This window comes from Streptomyces sp. NPDC050704, assembly GCF_040654355.1.
Lineage (GTDB): Bacteria > Actinomycetota > Actinomycetes > Streptomycetales > Streptomycetaceae > Streptomyces.
This window is the reverse complement of sequence record NZ_JBFAHW010000023.1, coordinates 49957-68202: the sequence shown is the minus strand read 5'-3', so window position 1 is coordinate 68202 and position 18246 is coordinate 49957. Positions and strand designations below refer to the sequence as shown.

Sequence of the window (18246 nt, the reverse complement as noted above, 5' to 3'; positions counted from 1 at the left end):
GTGATGTGACAGCCCACCATCGGGGCCCGGCAGCGAGCGATCCGTCCCGGCCTTGCCGACGTCGACGGACCGGTGCCGCCGGTTGCCCGCACAGCCATCCCTTCCCTCAACTCAACCACGAGTTGTCCGTGTCAGGGCGGTCCTCCAGTGTGGTGCGGGACGGTGGCCGGTGGCGGGCCTGGTAACCGCCGGTGTTGCAGGGGCGGTTGAGCGGGCTGGACGGGAGGGAGAGACGGAGACGGTGCCGATTGACGGATTGGCGCCCATGGGACGTGGGCAAGGAGCCCGGCAGTGTGGCATGAGCATGCCTATCTTTCCCCCACGGAAGGTCGACCATGTACTCACGAAAGTTCGTCCCTGCCCTGACCGCCGCTCTCACAGCGGCTCTCACCCTCACCGGCGGCCAGGCCTACGCGGCCGCGGCGAGCTCGGACGGTCAGCTGCTCGCAGCCCGCGTCGTCACCTATGACGCCGGCGCGTCGGCGGAGTTCAAGGCCGCCGTCGATCTGGGCGCCGCCATCTGGAACGAGAGCGTGGACGGTGTCGAACTGCGCCCGGCAGCCTCAGGGCAGCGCGCCAACATCCGGGTCCTGGCCGACAACGGCTGGCCACGAGCGGTGACCACCTCACTCGGCAACGGAACGGTCTACATCGGGCGACAGGCCGTCGACCAGGGTTACGACACGGTCCGGATCTCGGCGCACGAACTCGGTCACATCCTCGGCCTGCCGGACCGTAAGCCCGGCCCCTGCACCAGCCTGATGTCCGGTTCGAGCGCGGGCGTCTCGTGCAAGAACCCGTACCCGAACGCGGCCGAGACAACGGAAGTCGAGGGCAACTTCGGCGCCGCGCTCACCCGCCCGACGGGGGCTGTACGCAACGTGATCGTGGACTGACTCACGCGCGTGTGCGGGGATGCGCCGTCCCCGCACCGACGCCGATCGTGAGCCCGCCGTCGCCGCCGGTCGCCGCAGCCGCGCGCCGCCCCGGCAACACCTCCGGCCGCCGGCCCTTCCACGCCTCCTCACACACTTCAAGCCGCACCCTCCCTCGGCACTACCGAAACTCTGGACGCCACAGCCCCTTGTCGAGCACGCTCATCCCTGGGCGCGACGGCTGCGGGCCCGCGCCGACGAGAAGGGCTGTCGAGAGATCGAGGTGAGGGACTGTGGTGACGCGTCGCACGGTGATCAAGGCGGCGGGGGCCGGGACGTTGGCGAGCGGGCTGACCACGCCGGCTGCCGGGGCTCCGCGGGCGGCCGAGGCCGACGTACTCGTAGTGGTGGAGAAGGGCAGCCACGCGGTCAGCTTCTACAACGCCGCGACGGGGCAGCGCCTGCGGACTGTCCGGCTGCCCGATTACCCGCATGAGATGGTCGTCGACTCGCGCGGCCGGTTCGCCTATGTCGGACACTACGGCGTGCGCATGTCCTCCGTCGTCGGTGAAGGCGGCGCCGCGGTCTTCGTGATCGACCTCGCCGAGCGGTCCCTGGCCCGGACCATCGACACCCGGCCGTTCAACCGCATCCACGGCATGGGCATCGACCGCGACGACCGGCTGTACGCCCTGAGCGAGGAAAAGGCGGTACTGCTCGGTTTCGACGCCCCGTCCACCGACCAGGCGCCGACCAGGGCGGTCCCCGCACACGGGCTCAAGACGCATCTGTTCACGCTCAGCCGGGATGGCGAACGCGCCTACGTCACCGGGTTGTTGTCGCACACGGTGAGCCTCGTGCGCCCCCACGACGCCGCCGTCCCACCGCTCCTGGTGACGCCCGGCCAACTGCCCGAGAGCAGTTGTCTGAGCCGGGACGAGAAGACGCTGTTCGTCGGAGCCCGCAAGAGCTCCTCCCTGGTCGCCGTGGACGCGCGCACCATGAAGGTGGAGCGGAGCCGGAAGGTGGGCGGAGACCCGTTGCGGGTCTACGCCGTCGACGACGAGCGGCTGTTGGTGACGGACATCGTCGCCAACACCCTCTCCGTATTCAGCACGGACCTGCGGCCGGTCCGCTCCCTTCGGCTCGACGGGACCCCGTCCGCCGTGTCACTTCACCCCGGCAGGCCACTGGCGTACGTGTCTCTGCTGGGTACCAACCGGATCGCCGTCGTCGATCTGGACCGGCTCGCCGTCGTCGGCGGCTTCGCCACCCAGCTGGAGCCGGACTCCTCGGTGCTGCTGCCCGCCGCCTCGTGAGGCTGTGCCGCGGGCTCAGCCGCCGCTCTTGCGCCGGAACGACCGCTGACTCGCAGCCGGGCCGTGCGTACCGCGGATCTTCGACGCGTCGGTGTTCCCGGCTTGTGCGGCTGCGTCCGCCTGTTTGCCCCGCTTGCGCTCCAGTGCCTCCCGAAACTTGCGCTTCAAGTCATCCTGACCGTCGTCGTCGGTTGCCGGCGCGGGCTCCTCGACGTCGGTCGGTTCCGAACCTTCTTGCGGTGCAGACTCTGCGGTCATGGTGACCTCCTGGGTTCGGGCAGTGGGAAGTACAGCTTGTCATGGACCACGGGGTCCGCCATCAGTTGGTCCCCCGGGTCCGGGCGCGCGTCCGCGGAAACTTTCCGCTCATGCCCGCCCGACGTAGTGTTTGGGCACAAAGGTGCTGCACCCCGGCCCAGCCTGCTTGAGCTCGGGGTTCACGCGCGGTGCGTCGGCAGGCACCCACTCCACTGCAGCGGGGTATACGGGACTGTGCACGGATCCGCTCACCGCCCTCGTCGTCAGGAGAAGAGTCGTGCCCGGAATAGTAGAAAAGATCAAGCGGTTCATCAGGAGCCCGCAAGGCCGGCGCACCATTGAACAGGTGCGTCGCGCCTCCGCCGATCCGCGGCGACGGGCCCAGGCCCAGCGGCTGCTGGGCAAGCTGCGCGGCCGACGCTGACGTCGGTCCGCCGGCAACCGCGGTAGAGAAGTCAGCCGACCGCACTCGGTGCGTGCTCTCCGGACGGCGTCACCCTGCTCGGGCAGGATCTCGCGGCCGATGTGACGGGTGCGGTGGGATTCGGCGAGCCGGTGTGCCGGCTGGTCACCCGGCGCCGCCCGGCCCCCGGGGAGACCTGGGGGTTCCAAGCCATGCTTGCCGCCGGGCGCCTCGGCGGCGGCTCCCGCTTCCTCGGTATGGCCGAGGACTGCGGCCGGTTCCCGCACGACGCGCTGTCAACGCCGGCGAACGGCCACCCGGCCGACGAGGCGGCCGGCCAGGCCGAACTCCATGTGCTGGGCAGGACGCCGCCACTCAACTGCGCCGGGGTCTGCGGCGCCACGCTCGCCGACCTCGGCCCTCCGCCGGAACGGCTTCGCGCCTTCGCCCTGCTCGGCCGCTCTCATCGGCCGGCTCGCCGAGGAGATGCGCAACTCCGTCGCGAACGGCTTCGTCCTGTCGGTGGATCTCAACCACCGGCATCTCCACCACCGGCCGGTCCCGCCAGGGCCCGCACCGACCCACACCGCAGAGCGAGCCCGCTCAGAGGAAGCTGACGTTCTGGGCGAGGGCGAGCCGGCCGGAGTAGTTGATGGTGTTGGTGGCCGGGCGCATGTAGGCACGCCAGGCGTCCGAGCCCGACTCACGGCCGCCGCCGGTCTCCTTCTCACCGCCGAAGGCGCCGCCGATCTCCGCTCCGGAGGTGCCGATGTTGACATTGGCGATGCCGCAGTCGGAGCCCTCGGAGGAGAGGAAGAGTTCGGCCTCCTGCTGGTCGCGGGTGAAGATGCTGGAGGACAGGCCCTGCGGGACGTCGTTGTGCAGGGCGATGGCCTCTTCGAGGGTGTCGTACGTCAGGACGTAGAGGATGGGGGCGAAGGTCTCCTCCCGCACCACATCGCTCTGTTCGTCGACGCGGACGATGACCGGCTCGACGTACGCGGCCTGGGGCGCGACGTCCGCCATACGCCGGTTGCCGCCTGCGAGGACCTTCCCGCCCAGCGCCTGGACCCGGGCGGTGGCGTCCTGCATGGCGTCGAGGGCCTGGGCGGAGATGAGCGGCCCGACGAGGGTGTTCTCGTCGAACGGGTCTCCGATGGGGAGTTTGGTGTACGCGGCGGTCAACCGGGCGACGAGGGTGTCGGCGATGTCGCGGTGGACGATGAGGCGGCGCAGGGTGGTGCAGCGTTGTCCCGCGGTGCCGGCGGCGGCGAAGACGATGCCCTGGACGGCGAGGTCGAGGTCGGCGGAGGGGGTGACGATCGCGGCGTTGTTGCCACCGAGTTCCAGCAGGCTGCGTCCGAAGCGGGCCGCGACGCGGGGGCCGACCTCGCGGCCCATGCGGGTGGATCCGGTGGCGCTGACGAGGGCTACGCGCGGGTCGTCCACGAGCTGCTCGCCGATGGTGCGGTCGCCGAGCAGCAGACGGTGTACGTCGCCGGGGGCGCCGACGTCCTCGGCGGCCTGGGCCAGCAGCCGGTCACAGGCCAGGGAGATCAGCGGAGTGAGTTCCGAGGGCTTCCAGATCACGGTGTCGCCGCAGGCGAGGGCGACGGCGGTGTTCCACGACCACACGGCGGCGGGGAAGTTGAACGCGGAGATGACGCCGACGACGCCGAGTGGGTGCCAGGTCTCGGCGAGGCGGTGGCCGGGGCGCTCGGAGGCGATGGTGCGGCCGTAGAGCTGCCGGGACAGGCCGACCGCGAAGTCACAGATGTCGATCATCTCCTGGACCTCGCCGAGTGCCTCCGAGCGGATCTTGCCCGCTTCGATGGTGATGAGGTCGGCCAGGTCGCTCTGGTGATCGCGCAGCAACTCGCCCAGCCGGCGCAGGAGTTCGCCGCGGCGCGGGGCCGGTGTGGTGCGCCAGGTGAGGAACGCCTCCCGGGTGACGGCGACGGCTTCCTCGGTGTCGGCGGCACTCGCGGCGGCCAGGCCGAAGAGGTCCTCGCCGGTGAGGGGCGTACGGGCGTGGAAGTCGGTGCCGTCCGGGACGGTCGCGCCGACGCGCTCCAGGCACCCGCGGGCACGGGTGCGCAGGTCGTTGGTGGTGGGCAGGGCGGTGCTGGTCATGATGCTCCCTTGAGGGTGGTGAGGGGTCAGGAGGTCGGGTCGGCGGATCGGCCGAGCACGCCGTCGAGTTCCAGTTCCCGGGCGACCTGCGCGAGGGAGCGGTTCTGCTGCCGCTCGTACAGGGCGTAGGGGTCGAGGACCTCGCGGCCGATGGCGCCGGAGAGCCATGCGCTGTCGTAGGCGGCGCCCTGTCGGTCGTTGTTCCTGGCGCCCTCGCCGCTGAGGTTGGACTGGAAGATGCCGGCCGCCGAGCGGGGCAGGAAGTCCTCGTAGACGATGGGCTCGGCCCGTACCCAGCCCCGTTCCACCAAGTCGCGGACGGCGGTGGGCGGGTGGCTGCCGTCCCGCGGCCGGTCGGGCACCACGTGGTAGGTGAAGTACCCCAACCCCTGGGCGGCGAGGTCGCGTTCGGTGCCGGGGACGTGCTCCGCCCACAGGGTGCGCGCGAGTTCGGGCCAGGCTGCGCCGGGGTGGCGGTCTGCCTGCTCGTCGACGAGGGTGAGCAGTCGGTCGTAGAGGGCCCGGCCGTCGCGGGTGAGGGCGATACCGCGGGCTTCGACCTCGCCGAACCGTACGCGCAGGGCCCCCCTGGTCACGCTGCCGTCCGGGGCGCGCAGGGCGCGGGGTTCGGCCAGCGCCCGGAAGGACGTCTGGCGCAGCAGCAGGTCGGGGCCCTTCCACCTGGGAGGGCCCTGAATGGTGTCGATCATCTCGATGCCGCGTTCGGTCATGCGCCGGTAGAGCTCGTCGATGTCCAGCACGCGCGGGGTGAGGTGGTTGATGTGGGTGCTGCGTACGCCGCCGATGTCCGCGGCGACGGCGGAGACCTTCTCCAGGGTCTCGTACCAGGTCCTGTCGATCGGCTCGCTGGACAACTCGAAGGCTTCCACGGCGAGTTGGAGGAACCGCTCGGCCTCGGCGTCCGGTAGTTCCCGGTCCGCCCCGGCCCGCTCGGCCAGGGCGAGCAGCTCCGTCGGGAACAGTTCACGGCCGGCGAGGAACGTCTCCAGACGTGAGCGCAGGTCGGCGTCGAAGAACCGCGGGTCCGCGGGGGTGAGCATGGATGTGAAGACGCGGAAGGGATTGCGGGCCAGTTCCTCGCCGTCGACGGGACGGAACGCGGTGGACACGACGGGCACCGCGCTGGAGGCGGCCTCCCGCAGGTCGTAGAAGCCGACCGGGTGCATGCCCAGGGCGCCGAAGACGCCGGCGACCTGCCGCAGCTCCTGCGGGGTGCCGACGCGGATGGCGCCGTGGCGTTCCGCGGTCACCCGGCTGATGGAGCCGAGCCGTTCGGCGTCGGCGCCCTGTGTGCGCAGGACGTCCTCGTTGACCTCGCGCGAGACGTCCACGAGCGTGGTGTAGGCGGGGACCTCCCGCCCGTACATGTCCGAGAGGCGCGCGGCGAAGGCGGCGCGCAGTTGCCACTGACTGATCATCGACGGGGCTGCCTTTCCAACGGGCGTTCCATGGGCGGTCGTTCGGGCTGTCGCCGCACGGGGATTCACACCACGTGGGCTTCGGGACGGCTGTCGGCCCCGGTTCGGAAGCGGTCGGCGCTGAGCGGGGAGATGTCGATGAACGGCTCGCGGCCCCGGTACAGGTCGCGCACGATCTCGCCGACCGCCGGGGCCTGCAGGAAGCCGTGGCCGGAGAATCCGGTGGCGTAGAGGAAGCCGGGCAGTTCGGCGGAGCGTCCGATCAGCGCGTTGTGGTCCGGGGTGACCTCGTAGAGCCCTGCCCAGCCGTCGGCCGTCTCCATGTCGGCCAGGGCGGGGGCACGGTGCCGTACGACGTTCCGGAAGAGTTCGAGCCACTCCGACGTCCAGGTGGTGTCGAAGCCGTCCGGCTGGTCGGGGTCGGCCAGGCCGAACAGCAGCCCGTCGTCGCTGTTGTGGAAGTAGGCCGACGACGAGAAATCGATCGTGAACGGGATACGGGGCACCGGGGGCGCCAGCGGCTCGGTGAAGGCGAGTTGGCGGCGCACCGGCCGTACGGGCAGCTCGATACCGGCCATGGCTCCGATCTGCCCCGACCAGGCGCCCGCCGCGCAGATCACAGTGGAGCAGGAGATGGGGCCGTGATCGGTGTGCACGGTGGCGACGCGGTCGCCGAGGGTGTCGATGCCGGTGACGCCGGTGTGCGTGGCGAACCTGACACCCGCTCGGGCCGCCGCGGTGGCGTATCCGTGGACGACCAGGGCCGGGCGGGCGTGTCCGTCGGTGGGTGAGTAGACCGCGGCCACGAGTCCCTCGGTGCTGATGTACGGGCACAGCCGGCGGGCCTCGTCGGGGGTGATCACGCGGCTGGGGACGTCCAGGCTGTTCTGGATCCTGACGCTGTTCCCGAAGGCGGCGGCCTGCCGGTCGCTGGTGAGCAGGAACAGGTAGCCGACGCTGTCGAGGCGGATGTCGGCACCGGGGCGGTACGGAAAGTCCTGGTAGGCGCGGAGACTGCGGCTGCCGAGTTCGATGTTGAGCGGGTCGGAGAACTGGGCGCGCACGCCGCCGATCGGCTTGCCCGAACTGCCGCAGCCCAGTTCGCCGCGCTCGACCACGACGATGTCGTTCACGCCGGCCTCGGCCAGGTGGAACGCGATGCTCGTACCCATCACGCCACCCCCGATGATCACGGCATCGGCGGCCTGCGGGACGGTGCGGAAGGTGGATGAGGAGGACACGAGGCCGATCCCTTCCAGAGGCCGACGCCTGAGCCGAAGGGGGCGTCCGTTCGGGACGCGGCTTGGGCCGTCAGTGAGTCCGTCAGTGAGTTCCGTCGGCGAGTTCCGTCGGTGCATCCCGTCGGTCGAGAGACGCTGATCAGCTGGCTGCCCATCATCGTGACGCACCCCAACCGTTGACGTCCATGAACAGTTCCTGCGCCTCATCTCTTAGATTCCCTATATGGACTGGACGAGTTCGCAGCTGCGCTCCCTGGTCGAGCTGACCCGGCGCGGCACCATCACCGCGGTGGCGCAGGCCCTGGGGTACACCCCCGGCGGGGTCTCCCAGCAGATTGCGTCTTTGGAGAAAGCCACGGGGATGGCGCTGCTGCGGCGGGTGGGGCGGCGGGTGGAATTGACCGACGCGGGGATGACGCTCGCCCACCATGCCGAGCGGATCCTGTCCACGGAGGCCGAGGCCGTGGAGGCACTGGAGCGCAGCCGGGGCGAGGTCTCCGGCATGCTGCGGGTCGGCCTGTTCGCCACGGCTGCCGCCGAGATCCTGCCGATGGCGCTGCGGCGGGTGCGCGTGGTTCATCCGGGGCTGGCCGTGCACAGCCGGGACATGGACGTGGACGAGGTGTACGACGCCGTCGCCTCCGGAGGCGTGGACCTGGCGCTCGGTCTGGACTACCCCGATGTGCCCATTCCCCGTGATCCGGCCCTGCGGGTGGCGCAGTTGTACCGGGAGCGGTTCTCCCTGGCGGTGCCAACCGGGTCGATGGCCGGACGGGCGGAGCTCTCGCTGACCGAGACAGGGGATCTGGGGTGGATTCTGCCGTCACCCGGCAGTTACTACGGCCGTGCCGTGCGCACCGCCTGTCGGCGGGCGGGCATCGAGCCCGACGTACGCCACGAGGTGACCGATACCGCGGCGACCCTGGCGCTGGTCGAGGCGGGCATCGGCGTGAGCACGGTGACGGATCTGATGCTCAGGCTGCGTGCCTCGCAGTTCGACGTGGTGCGACTGCGCGAGACGATCGAGCGGCACATCGTCGTGGTGTTCCGCGCCTCTGCCGAGGGCCGGCCCTCGGTGGCGGCGCTGGTCGACGTTCTGCGGGCGGTGGCCGAACCCCGGCGCGACAACCGGGCCGGGCCGGAGGCCCGGCGGCAACAGACCCCCGGCTGAATCCTGTCGGGCAGGGGGCGGTGCGCGGCCGAGTGGCGGAGATACCGTCAGGCGCCGTTTTCCCGGACAGAGGCGACAAGCTCGTCGACGAGCCGGCGGGCGGCCTTGTCCGGACAGGGGCGGGGCAGCGCGAGCACGACGTGCCGGATGCCGGCGGCAGCGGGTGCGCGGACGTGGGCGCGGGTGGCGGCGGGGTCGGCGTAGTCGACGACGATCTGCGCGGAGCGGGTGATCTCGGCGGGGTCGCGGCCGATCGCCGCCCAGTGTGCGTCCAGAACGGCGTGGACACGCTCGATGCGGGCGGGAGAGCTCGCTGTTGTGCGGCTTCGGCCAGGTGCGCCGAGTTGTCAGCCCGCATCGGCAGTCCTCTCCTTTTCGTCGCGGCTTGCCCCGGCGTCGTTCGGTGTTGGGGACAGTTCGTCGTGCTCCTGGGCGGTGATGCGCGTGATGACGTGCTCGACCGCCTGACAATGCTGGGATGACCCGACCCAGAATCCGTGTCGCCGCCTACGTGATCCGGCATCGCGCCGTCCCCGAAGTTCTGGTGTTCGACCACATCGGCCTGCCGGAGGCCGGCACCCAAGTCCCCGCGGGAGGAGTCAGAACAGGCGAAGGACTGGAAGAAGCGGTCCTTCGGGAGATCGCCGAGGAGACCGGCCTGCTGACAGCCACGGTGGTCCGGCAGATCACCGTGGAGGACAAGCCCCATCCCGACACGGGTCAGCCACTACGAACCAGCTTCTTCTTCCTCCGGGTAGGAGCGGACACCCCCGATGCGTGGGACCACCACGTCACCGGCGACGGAGACGACGCCGGACTCACCTTCGCGTGCCGGTTCCTCCCCCTCCCCCTGAAGCAGCCGCTGGCCGACGGTCAAGACGCATGGCTGGGCCACATCGATCCGCGCTGGACCACATGGTTGCCGCCGAGAAGGTCTCCTTGGTAGCGAAGTCGCGGAAGGGGGTGCGCTGGTAGACGTCGGCCACTCGGGTGATCTGGGTGATGGTCGTCTCGTCGTTGCCCTGCTCGTCCAGCAACGCGAGAGCGGCGATGTGATGCGCACCACTCTCCGGGGTGCTTCGGGCCGGGCATGCGGGATCATGATCGGAATGGACACTCGCTTCCTCGGCATCACTGATCTGGTCGAAGTCCCGCCCGTGGCGGTCGTGGTCGACGTCATGCGTGCTTTCACCGTGGCTGCCTGGGCCTTTGCCCAGGGGGCGGAAAAGATCGTTCTTGCCGAGTCGCTCGACGAAGCCCTGGCGCTCAAAACCCGCCACCCGGACTGGGTAGCGCTCAAAGACGGTCCGTTCGCGCCCGGGTTCGACACCGTCAACTCGCCGGGCCTGCTGCGGTCTATGGACCTTGGCGGACGGACCGTTGTGCAGAAGACCACGGCAGGGACAGTGGGCGCCCTCGCAGTCAAGGAGGCTTCGCTGGTGCTGTGCGCCAGCTTCGTGGTGGCGGAGGCAACGGCTCAGCTCTTGCGGACACGCAGGAGTGACAGCGTCACCTTCGTGGTCACCGGCGACGATGGGCAGGCCGAAGAAGATCTGGCGTGTGCTCAGTACATCGCTCGGACGGCCACCGAAGCCGGGACGGACCCTGCAGAGTTCCTCCGCCGCGCTGCCGAGTCCCGTGCCGCCGCCGAACTGGCGGAGGGCGTCCGTCAAGGAGTCCATCCCGATGACGTTGCACTCTGCCTTGAGGTCGACCGGTTCCCCTTTGCCATGGTGGCGAGCTTGGAAGGCTCACTGATGGTCCTCCGTCCCCGCACCTCTTCTGCCCCTTCTCCGGCCGACGACGCCTCGATCTGATCACTGGTGAGGTCCAATCCTCACCATGCAACAGGGCTTCCGAACCGCTCCTTGACCTCGGCACACCCACATCACCACAGGGCCCTGCCTTCATGCGCCGCCCCAGGGCTCAATGTCCGCGGAACGCCTCCTCAAGCCACCAGGCCCCGCGGTCGGCGACCACCTTGGCGTCGATGAGCAACGGAGTCGATCGCGGCCCGGCGAGCCAGTCCTCGGCGGCTTTCAGGTCCGTACGTGTGCGGACGGTCACCGCTTCGAAGCCGTAGCCGCGCGCCACGGCGGCGATGTCCGTCGGCGGGAACCGGACGGTGTCGAGCGGATGTCCGTCGGGGCCGAAGTGGTGCACCTCCGCTCCATAGGCGTCGTCGTTGTACACGACGACCACCATCGGCAGCCCGAGTCTGCGTACCGTGTCGAGTTCGGCGGCGCCCATCATCGCGCCGCCGTCCCCGAGCGCGGCCACCGCAAGCCGGTCGGGCCGCGCCAGGGCCGCGCCGATCGCGGTCGCCAGGCCCAGGCCGATCGACTGGAACGCCTGGGTGAAACAGAAGCCGTTCTCGTCCGGCACCGACAGGTATGTGCTCGGATAGCCCATGAAGTTGCCGGAGTCCACGCCGATCACCCGCTCCACGGGGAGGATGTCGTCGAGCGCGATGCTCAGGGTTCGCGGGTCGATCCGCTCACGGCTGCTGGTGTCCTCGTACGGCACATCCCGCCAGTGCACGCGTGCGGCGATGGCCGCCCCGATGTCAGCGGTCCGGTAGCCCTGCCGATTCCCGCCACCCGCTTCGAGCGCGTGGCGCGCCGTGAGTTCCGTGTCGCCGGTGACGCCGAGGTGCACCTCCCGGTGGGCGCCGAGCGCCGACGTGTCGTCGTCGACCTGTACGACGGTGGTGTCCGGGCCGATCAGGCGACCGTGCCGCATGGTCCACATGTTCAGCGAGCAGCCCCAGCCCACGATCAGATCGGCTCCCTGGATGAGCTCGGCGGCCAGGGGGGATGCGAAGCCGCCGGACACGTCGAGCGACCACGGGTTGCCGTGGAACAGGCCGCGGGCGACGGCCGAGGTCGCCAGCAGCGCGCCGTGGCGTTCGGCGAGCGCCGCCACGGCGTCCCGGCAGCCGGGCGAGCGCGCTCCGCGGCCGGCGACGAAGACCGGCCGACGGGACTGCTCCAGCGCCTGTACCAGGGCCTCCACGTCGGCCGACTCCGGTTCGACCGCGACGAGTTGGGGCGCCGGTTCGACCAGGGCCGGCCCGCCGTCGGGTGCGTCGAGGACCTGTACGTCCAGCGGGAGGTTGAGCAGGACGGTACGTCGTTCGTGCACCGCCCGTCGCAGCGCGGCGCAGGCCTGCGCGACGGCGTCCTGCGCCGATGTCACGCGGGCCGTCACCGCGCCCACCGATCGCGCCAACGCGTCTTGGTCGACGTGGAAGTTGGACCTCGGTTCGGTCACCTCGGCGGCCAGTACGAGCAGCGGTGTGCGGCTCTTGGCCGCCTCGGCGATGCCGGTCATGGCGTTCGTCAGGCCGGGACCCTGGTGCACGCTGAGCGCTGCCACCGAGCCGCTCATGCGTGCGTAGGCGTCGGCCATGGTCGCCGCGCCGCCTTCGTGGCGGGCGGCGACGAACCGTGAACCCGCCGCGACCATGGCGTTGGTGAGATGGAAGTTGCCGGATCCGACCACGCCGAAGACCTGGCCGACCCCAGCCGCCGACAGCGCCCGTCCGACGGCCTCCGCGACCTTCATGGGCATTCCGGCTTCCGCGACCTTCATCGGTGCTCCACCAGCGCGAGCACGCGTGCGGGGGCCCCGGACCCGGTGACGATGGGCAGCGGGCCCGCGATAACCACGGAGCCGGTCGCCGGCAGTGACGCCAGGTTCTGCAGTTGGGTCAGCCCGTACTTGTCACTGCCCATGAGATAGGAGTGGCAGGGGAAGACCGGGTCGAACGAGTGCGCCCGTCCGGCGTCGGTGCCCACCGTCTCGACGCCGAGGCCGATCACCGGCGCCTCCTGGGCCACCCAGCGGGCGCATTCCGGTGACAGACCAGGAGTGTGCGGGCCGTTCTCGTCCGCGTTGAGGAACGTCTCCTGCGCGTGCGAACGGGAGTCCCAGCCGGTGCGCAGCAACAGCCAGCCGCCGTCGGGCAGGGGCCCGTGCTCGGCCTCCCACGCCTTCACGTGATCCACTTCCACCAGGAAGTCCGGGTTCTTTGCCGCTTCCGCGGTGAAGTCCAGCACGGCGGCCGGTGCGATCAGCCGACGCGCCGGCACGGACGCCACGTCGGCGAGGTCCTTCCCGGTCACCCAGTGGTTCGGGGCGTCGAAGTGGGTACCGGTGTGCTCGCCGCTGCGGAAGTTGTTCCAGTACCAGGCCGGCCCGCGGTTGTCGTACCTGCTGATCTCGTCCAGTTCGAACACCGCCGTCTGGCCGAACTCCGGCGGCAGTTGGATCACGGGGGTCGACGACGACAAGGGCGACGTGAGGTCGACGACTTCGATCGACCCACCCCGCAACGCGGACACCAGCGAGGCGAGGACGGACGGCTCGGGCATGAGGGCCTCCTGCGGCAGTGCGGAACTGACAGCATGACAGCCTGATATGACGCCCGCTCAGACGAATGAATCGACCACTCGCCACACAACGGGTCGGCTTTCACCTTGAACCACGCTTTCACCTTGGACCACCGCGCCTCACCGTCGACTGATGCGATGAAGAGGCGGGACCTTCCGCTCCTGCCGAGTGCGCAGAATGCCCGGCTCATTCGGAAGTCCGATGCCGGAAAGGCCCTGATGCATTCCCCGTACGACGGTCCGCGATGGGCGGGAATGCGCGGAGGCGTTGCCTCACAGGACGCAAACCCGCGGCGACCATGCTTCAACTCCCTTGCCCCAGCGATCCGCCCCACTTGAGTGGACCCGTGCTGCGCGCCCAGCGGCTTGTGATGGAGGCGATCCGCCGTAGGGACAGCGACGATCTCTTTGAGGCCGTGGTCAGCCAGGACGGCGTCATGCGATGGCTGGCGACCGGCCGGGCGGACAGTCGGTCTGCGGCCAGGGCCATGTGCGACGATCACGTCGCCCACTGGACCAGCCACGGCTACGGCGACTTTGCGGTCAGGGATGCCGCAACGCACGCGTTTCTCGGCCGGGTGGGACTGCGTAATCGCGCCGAGCACGGAGTCGACCCAGGTTTCGCCGTGCACCCACGGGCCCAAGGCCGTGGGATCGGCGGCGAGGCGGGCCGTGCGTGCCTGGACCTGGCGTTTCGCCTCTCGCTCCCCGCCGTCCTCGCGGTCTTCGCGTTCGTCCTGCCCGGCAACACGGCCTCGATCGCGGTACTGCGCCGACAGAGATCTGTGCAACATGAAGTACGCAGGTCACGGGTCTGGTGTGCGGGGCGGGCGGGATACTCGCGCTGGTCGTCGGCGGGTGCCCATGGTGAAGATCGTCCGACCTGTCGCCAGGGCCGTTGTCGGGTTCTGCTGCGCCGAACACCACGCTCGCTCGTGTCCGCTCTCGATCGGTCAGCGTGCGGCCGAGTATGCCGGCACACACGGCAGGGGCCGATGTGGCGAAGTGATGTCGGACAGTGTCGAAATCGACTGGCTGCGCGCCTAAGGATGGAGGGCTTTTCGTTGGCCTGTGGCGGCGGACCGTACGATCGCGTCAAGGAGTCGGTGGCGCTTGACGGCGTGGGTGAAGTCCGGGGCGACAGCCGTTCCGTGGACAAGGTCGTCCCGAATCGCGGCGTAGGCGTGCACCAGCGTGTGGATCACTGTCCCGGCCAGGCCGGGACAGTCGTCGTAGCCGCTGGGCAGCGTGACCTTCGTAAGCCGACCGCCGCCGCGTGTGCCACGCACCGTGACTGGACCGACGTGCGGGAACTCGGCGGCCGTAATCTCAAGTCTCCCCTCCGTGCCGTCGATGATCAGAGAGAACCCTGCACCCGATGCCGCGCCTCCACGGTGGTGGACGGACAGGATCGCCCCGCCCGCCACGGTGCCCGAGATCGCGATCTGGTCCTCGGCGGTCATCGGAACGACCTGCCCGGTGCGCCCGAGGGGAACCTGGCGGCGCCGGGTCGCGGTCGTAGCGACCACTTCCTGAAGCTCGCCGACGACCATCGACACCAGGTCGATCGCGTGTCCGAACGCGATGGTCAGCATCGTGGCCCCGAGCTTGCGGTCGAGCGTGTAGACCATGTTCGAAGACACCGGAGTGCCCCATTCGGTCGAAGACGCCACGACGGTGGCGGAGAGCACTTCCCCCACGAATCCTTCGGACACGAGGTCGGCCAGCCAGCGGAAGGTAGGCGAGGAGCGTCCCTGAAGACCGACGAAGGTGCGCGTCGTCCCGGCGGCACGCTCCATCTCCTCGGCCTCGCGCAGGTCGACGGCGAGCGGCCACTCGGAGAGCACCGGCACTCCCGCCTTCAGCACGGGCAACACGAGTTCGCGGTGCTGGGGCACTTTGACGGCGACAACAACGAGGTCGACGTTCTCGTCGCCGGCGAGCTGCTCGACCGACGTGTACGCGGGTACGCCATACGCCGCTCCCGCGGCCTGGGCCGAGGCTTCGGAGCTCGCCGCCAGCGCGCGAAGCTCGATCCCGTCGACGGCTCTCAGCGCGGGCAGGTGAGCCGCGGCCGCCCAGCCTCCCGTGGCGCTCAGGCCGACGATGCCGACGCCGATCGGCTTACGGGGGTCAGGCACCGAGTTGCCGCCTCAGGGTCTCGGCGTCGTGCAGGGCCGTCATGTGCACGAACCGCCCGTCACGAACCTGATAGATGGCGTACTCGACGATCTCGAACGAGGCGCCGGTGGGAGCCACGCCGAGCCACTCCTTGGCGGGCGTGCCCGTGTTGGTCAGACGGGCGGCCAGGCGATCACCATCGACCGCGATCTCCCGGGGCTCCCAGTGGAAGTCCGGGACCGCGTCGATGGCGCCGTTCAGCACAGCGATGACCTGGTCCCGAGTGCCCGGCTCGCCGTTCAGGGTGGTCTCGTCGTTGATGAACTCGTCCATGCGGGAGATCTCGTGGGCGTTGAGCGCCCCGATGTAGCGCAGGTAGAACTCGCGCAGGTCGGTGTCGGACATGATCTCCTTCTTCGGCCTCCGGAGCGGAGGTCATGCTCGGTGTTTCGCGACGGCCCTTGACGGTTTCGTCGCGGTGATCGTCGGCAGGGGGGGGAGGAACCACTGCTCGACACTTCTGTCCCGCACGGTACAGAAGTTTTGCCGCACCGTCACGGCCCTCATGCGAGGGGAAGGTCTCACCGGGGCGAGCGAAGGGGTGCAGCCGGCTATGCAGGCCAGCCGAGCAATGCCGTGTCGACGATCTCATCGAGCTCAGCAGGACCGAGGCCGTTGGCGGCCTGCACTGCGATGCCGAAACCCATCGTCATGATGAACCGGGCAAGACGCCGAGGGTCGGCGTTGCGCGGAAGATCACCTTCGTTGACGGCACGCCGGAAGCGCTCCTCAAGGCGGACCCCCGCGTCGTTGCGCCAGTCGACGAGCAGGTCGTGGACGGTCCGGCTCTCGTCGCTCGACGCCAGCGCACCCTGCACGGTCAGACACCCGGCGGGGCCGCCGGGCGGGGTCGTGGTGCGGACCGCTCCGCGGAGGAACGCCAAGGCCACAGCCCGTGCGGTGGGCTCCTCCAGGGCGCGCGTGGCATAGGCGGCCGGCCCCGCGCCGTAGCGCTGGAGGGCCTTGCGGAACAACTGCTCCTTGTTGCCGAAGGCCGCGTACATGCTCGTCTTGGTGATCCCCATGGCGCCGGTCAGTTCAGCGAGGCTTGCACCTTCGTACCCCCGGGCCCAGAACACCCGCATCGCACGTTCCAGCGCCTGGTCGATGTCGAATTCTCGAGGCCGACCCATGACGGCCCTACGGGAGTCACCCATCCCGCAAGCGTACCTCTCGGTACAGATCTACGTTGACCAGCGGTTTCATCCTCCTCAGGCGGCGAACGCAGTTCAGTACCGGTCGGTCTTGATGTGCTAGAGTTCTGCACCGCCCGGTACTTAATTGATGGGAAGGGAAGTCCGCGCCATGAAAACCGTTTCGCTCGGCAGCCTCAAGGTCTCGCACATCGGTCTCGGAGCCATGGGAATGTCGGCGTTCTACACCGGCGCCGGCCAGTTCGACGACGAGTCGATCCGCACGATCCACCGCGCTCTGGACCTCGGGATCACCCATATCGACACCGCTGAGGGGTACGGCCCCTTCATCAACGAGGGGCTGGTCGGCCGGGCCGTGCAGGGGCGCCGGGACGAGGTCGTGCTGGCGACCAAGTTCGGACTGATCTCCCACACCGGTGGCACGGCTCCGGACAGCACCCCGGCCAACATCCGCCTGGCCGTGGAGGGATCACTGAAGCGCCTGGGTACCGACCACATCGACCTCTGCTACCAGCACCGGGTGGACCCCGGCACGCCCATCGAAGAGACCGTTGGCGCGCTGGCCGAACTGGTGGCCGAAGGCAAGATCCGCCACATCGGCCTGTCGGAGGCCGGCCCCGCCACGATCCGCCGCGCTCACGCCGTGCATCCGGTCACCGCGGTCCAGTCCGAATACTCCCTGTGGACCCGCGATCCGGAGGGCGAGGTCCTGCCCGTCCTGCGCGAACTGGGTATCGGCTTCGTGCCGTACTCCCCGCTTGGCCGCGGCTTCCTGACCGGCAGCATCCGCTCCCTGAACGATCTTGACACCGACGACTGGCGCCGCACCAACCACCGCTTCGCCGACGGCAACCTGGAACGCAACCTGCGAATCGTCGACGAGGTCCGGGCCGTAGCCGCCGAGATCGACACCACGCCCGCGCAGGTCTCCTTGGCCTGGCTGCTCGCCCAGGGTGACGACATCGCGCCCATCCCCGGCACCAAGCGAGTCGCCCGGCTGGAGGAGAACGCCGCCGCCGACCACATCGAGCTCACCCCCGGCCACGTCGCCCGCCTGAACGACCTGCCCCGGGCCTCCGGCGAGCGCTACGACGCGGACAACATGGCCGCCATCGACCGCTGATCGAAGACGTACCACCACGCACACCGCGGGTCGACATCCGGGCGAAGAGTGCCGCATTCCCCACGAGACTGTGCAACATGAAGTACGCAGGTCACGGGTCTGGTGTGCGGGGCGGGCGGGGTACTCGCGCTGGTCGTCGGCGGGTGTCCATGGTGAAGATCGTCTGCCCTGTCGCCAGGGCTGTTGTCGGGTTCTGTTGCGCCGACCGCCGTGCCCCTCCTGCGATCCCTGACCGGGCCGGCGCCGGGAGAGCGCGGGGAGGGCGTGGGGATGTTGGAGCTGGAGCGGATCACGGCTCGCCGGAATGAACTGGACACGCTCGCCGAGGAGTTGGCCAAGCAGCTGGCGGAGGTCCAGGCCTAGCGGGAGGAGTTGGTGATCTCCGAGCAGGTCCTGCACCGGCTGGCCGAACAGGGCCGGGCTGTGGCGGCGGCCGCCGCGGCCGCCGCCCCGACGGCGGCCCGGGTAGCGGGACGGGCGGTTTTGCTGATCCCGCACCGCGGCGGGACGGGCGATGAGCCGCGCTGCCCGCTGACTACCGCAAGATCCTGGCGA

At 69.8% G+C, this 18246-nt stretch carries 18 protein-coding genes and 1 pseudogene; 9 read left to right on the top strand and 10 right to left on the bottom strand.

What is annotated here, in order from left to right; genetic code table 11:
* The first annotated feature begins 335 nt into the window (after positions 1-335).
* Positions 336-896 (top strand): snapalysin family zinc-dependent metalloprotease, encoded by a 561-nt coding sequence (locus tag AB0I18_RS16250; protein WP_363106119.1) that lies wholly within the window; start codon positions 336-338, stop codon positions 894-896.
* A gap of 275 nt (positions 897-1171) precedes the next feature.
* Positions 1172-2194: a YncE family protein gene (locus AB0I18_RS16245; RefSeq protein WP_363106118.1), complete on the top strand. Its 1023-nt coding sequence runs from the start codon at positions 1172-1174 to the stop codon at positions 2192-2194.
* Positions 2195-2209: 15 nt separating this feature from the next.
* Here AB0I18_RS16245 and AB0I18_RS16240 read toward each other — a convergent pair whose 3' ends face one another.
* Entirely contained in the window at positions 2210-2452 is a 243-nt protein-coding gene (locus tag AB0I18_RS16240) for a DUF5302 domain-containing protein (RefSeq protein ID WP_363106117.1), read from the bottom strand.
* Positions 2453-2729: 277 nt separating this feature from the next.
* Here AB0I18_RS16240 and AB0I18_RS16235 point away from each other — a divergent pair, with 277 nt between their 5' ends.
* A complete protein-coding gene (locus AB0I18_RS16235) occupies positions 2730-2876 on the top strand; it encodes a hypothetical protein (protein ID WP_363106116.1) in 147 nt (48 codons plus the stop codon).
* 275 nt (positions 2877-3151) lie between these two features.
* Here the strand turns inward: AB0I18_RS16235 and AB0I18_RS16230 are convergent, their stop codons facing one another.
* The 4 genes from AB0I18_RS16230 to AB0I18_RS16215 form a co-directional block, all read right to left on the bottom strand.
* Complete coding sequence (locus AB0I18_RS16230) at positions 3152-3388, bottom strand: hypothetical protein (protein WP_363106115.1); 237 nt, start codon at positions 3386-3388, stop codon at positions 3152-3154.
* A gap of 70 nt (positions 3389-3458) precedes the next feature.
* Positions 3459-4988 (bottom strand): aldehyde dehydrogenase family protein, encoded by a 1530-nt coding sequence (locus tag AB0I18_RS16225; RefSeq protein WP_363106114.1) that lies wholly within the window; start codon positions 4986-4988, stop codon positions 3459-3461.
* A gap of 26 nt (positions 4989-5014) precedes the next feature.
* On the bottom strand, positions 5015-6427 hold the full coding sequence (locus AB0I18_RS16220; RefSeq protein ID WP_363106113.1) for a VOC family protein: 1413 nt from the start codon (positions 6425-6427) through the stop codon (positions 5015-5017).
* 65 nt (positions 6428-6492) lie between these two features.
* Positions 6493-7668, bottom strand: coding sequence for an FAD-binding oxidoreductase (locus tag AB0I18_RS16215; protein ID WP_363106112.1), 1176 nt, complete (start codon positions 7666-7668; stop codon positions 6493-6495).
* 223 nt (positions 7669-7891) lie between these two features.
* On the opposite strand from AB0I18_RS16215, the gene AB0I18_RS16210 reads away from it, so the two are divergent.
* From AB0I18_RS16210 to AB0I18_RS16195, 4 genes are all read left to right on the top strand, one after another.
* Positions 7892-8839, top strand: coding sequence for a LysR substrate-binding domain-containing protein (locus AB0I18_RS16210; RefSeq protein ID WP_363106111.1), 948 nt, complete (start codon positions 7892-7894; stop codon positions 8837-8839).
* Positions 8840-8871: 32 nt separating this feature from the next.
* Entirely contained in the window at positions 8872-9321 is a 450-nt protein-coding gene (locus AB0I18_RS16205) for a hypothetical protein (RefSeq protein WP_363106110.1), read from the top strand.
* Positions 9318-9785 carry an NUDIX domain-containing protein gene (locus AB0I18_RS16200; protein WP_363106109.1) on the top strand — a complete coding sequence of 156 codons (468 nt, stop codon included), beginning with the start codon at positions 9318-9320 and terminating at the stop codon, positions 9783-9785. The genes AB0I18_RS16205 and AB0I18_RS16200 overlap by 4 nt, the downstream gene beginning before the upstream one ends.
* A gap of 163 nt (positions 9786-9948) precedes the next feature.
* On the top strand, positions 9949-10656 hold the full coding sequence (locus AB0I18_RS16195; protein ID WP_363106108.1) for a 2-phosphosulfolactate phosphatase: 708 nt from the start codon (positions 9949-9951) through the stop codon (positions 10654-10656).
* A gap of 109 nt (positions 10657-10765) precedes the next feature.
* Here the strand turns inward: AB0I18_RS16195 and AB0I18_RS16190 are convergent, their stop codons facing one another.
* Both AB0I18_RS16190 and AB0I18_RS16185 read right to left on the bottom strand, forming a co-directional pair.
* Positions 10766-12406, bottom strand: a complete 1641-nt coding sequence (locus tag AB0I18_RS16190) for a thiamine pyrophosphate-binding protein (protein ID WP_363106178.1) — start codon at positions 12404-12406, stop codon at positions 10766-10768.
* Between the two features lie 23 nt (positions 12407-12429).
* Entirely contained in the window at positions 12430-13215 is a 786-nt protein-coding gene (locus AB0I18_RS16185) for a cyclase family protein (protein WP_363106107.1), read from the bottom strand.
* Between the two features lie 263 nt (positions 13216-13478).
* On the opposite strand from AB0I18_RS16185, the pseudogene AB0I18_RS16180 reads away from it, so the two are divergent.
* Positions 13479-13997: pseudogene (locus AB0I18_RS16180) on the top strand (GNAT family N-acetyltransferase); the annotation flags it as partial.
* 279 nt (positions 13998-14276) lie between these two features.
* Here AB0I18_RS16180 and AB0I18_RS16175 read toward each other — a convergent pair.
* The 3 genes from AB0I18_RS16175 to AB0I18_RS16165 form a co-directional block, all read right to left on the bottom strand.
* Positions 14277-15374 (bottom strand): Gfo/Idh/MocA family oxidoreductase, encoded by a 1098-nt coding sequence (locus tag AB0I18_RS16175; protein ID WP_363106106.1) that lies wholly within the window; start codon positions 15372-15374, stop codon positions 14277-14279.
* Complete coding sequence (locus AB0I18_RS16170) at positions 15367-15759, bottom strand: ester cyclase (protein WP_363106105.1); 393 nt, start codon at positions 15757-15759, stop codon at positions 15367-15369. Before AB0I18_RS16170 ends, AB0I18_RS16175 begins: the two co-directional genes overlap by 8 nt.
* A gap of 206 nt (positions 15760-15965) precedes the next feature.
* Entirely contained in the window at positions 15966-16571 is a 606-nt protein-coding gene (locus tag AB0I18_RS16165; protein ID WP_363106104.1) for a TetR/AcrR family transcriptional regulator, read from the bottom strand.
* Positions 16572-16719: 148 nt separating this feature from the next.
* Here AB0I18_RS16165 and AB0I18_RS16160 point away from each other — a divergent pair, with 148 nt between their 5' ends.
* Complete coding sequence (locus AB0I18_RS16160) at positions 16720-17691, top strand: aldo/keto reductase (RefSeq protein WP_363106103.1); 972 nt, start codon at positions 16720-16722, stop codon at positions 17689-17691.
* Positions 17692-18246 lie beyond the last annotated feature (555 nt).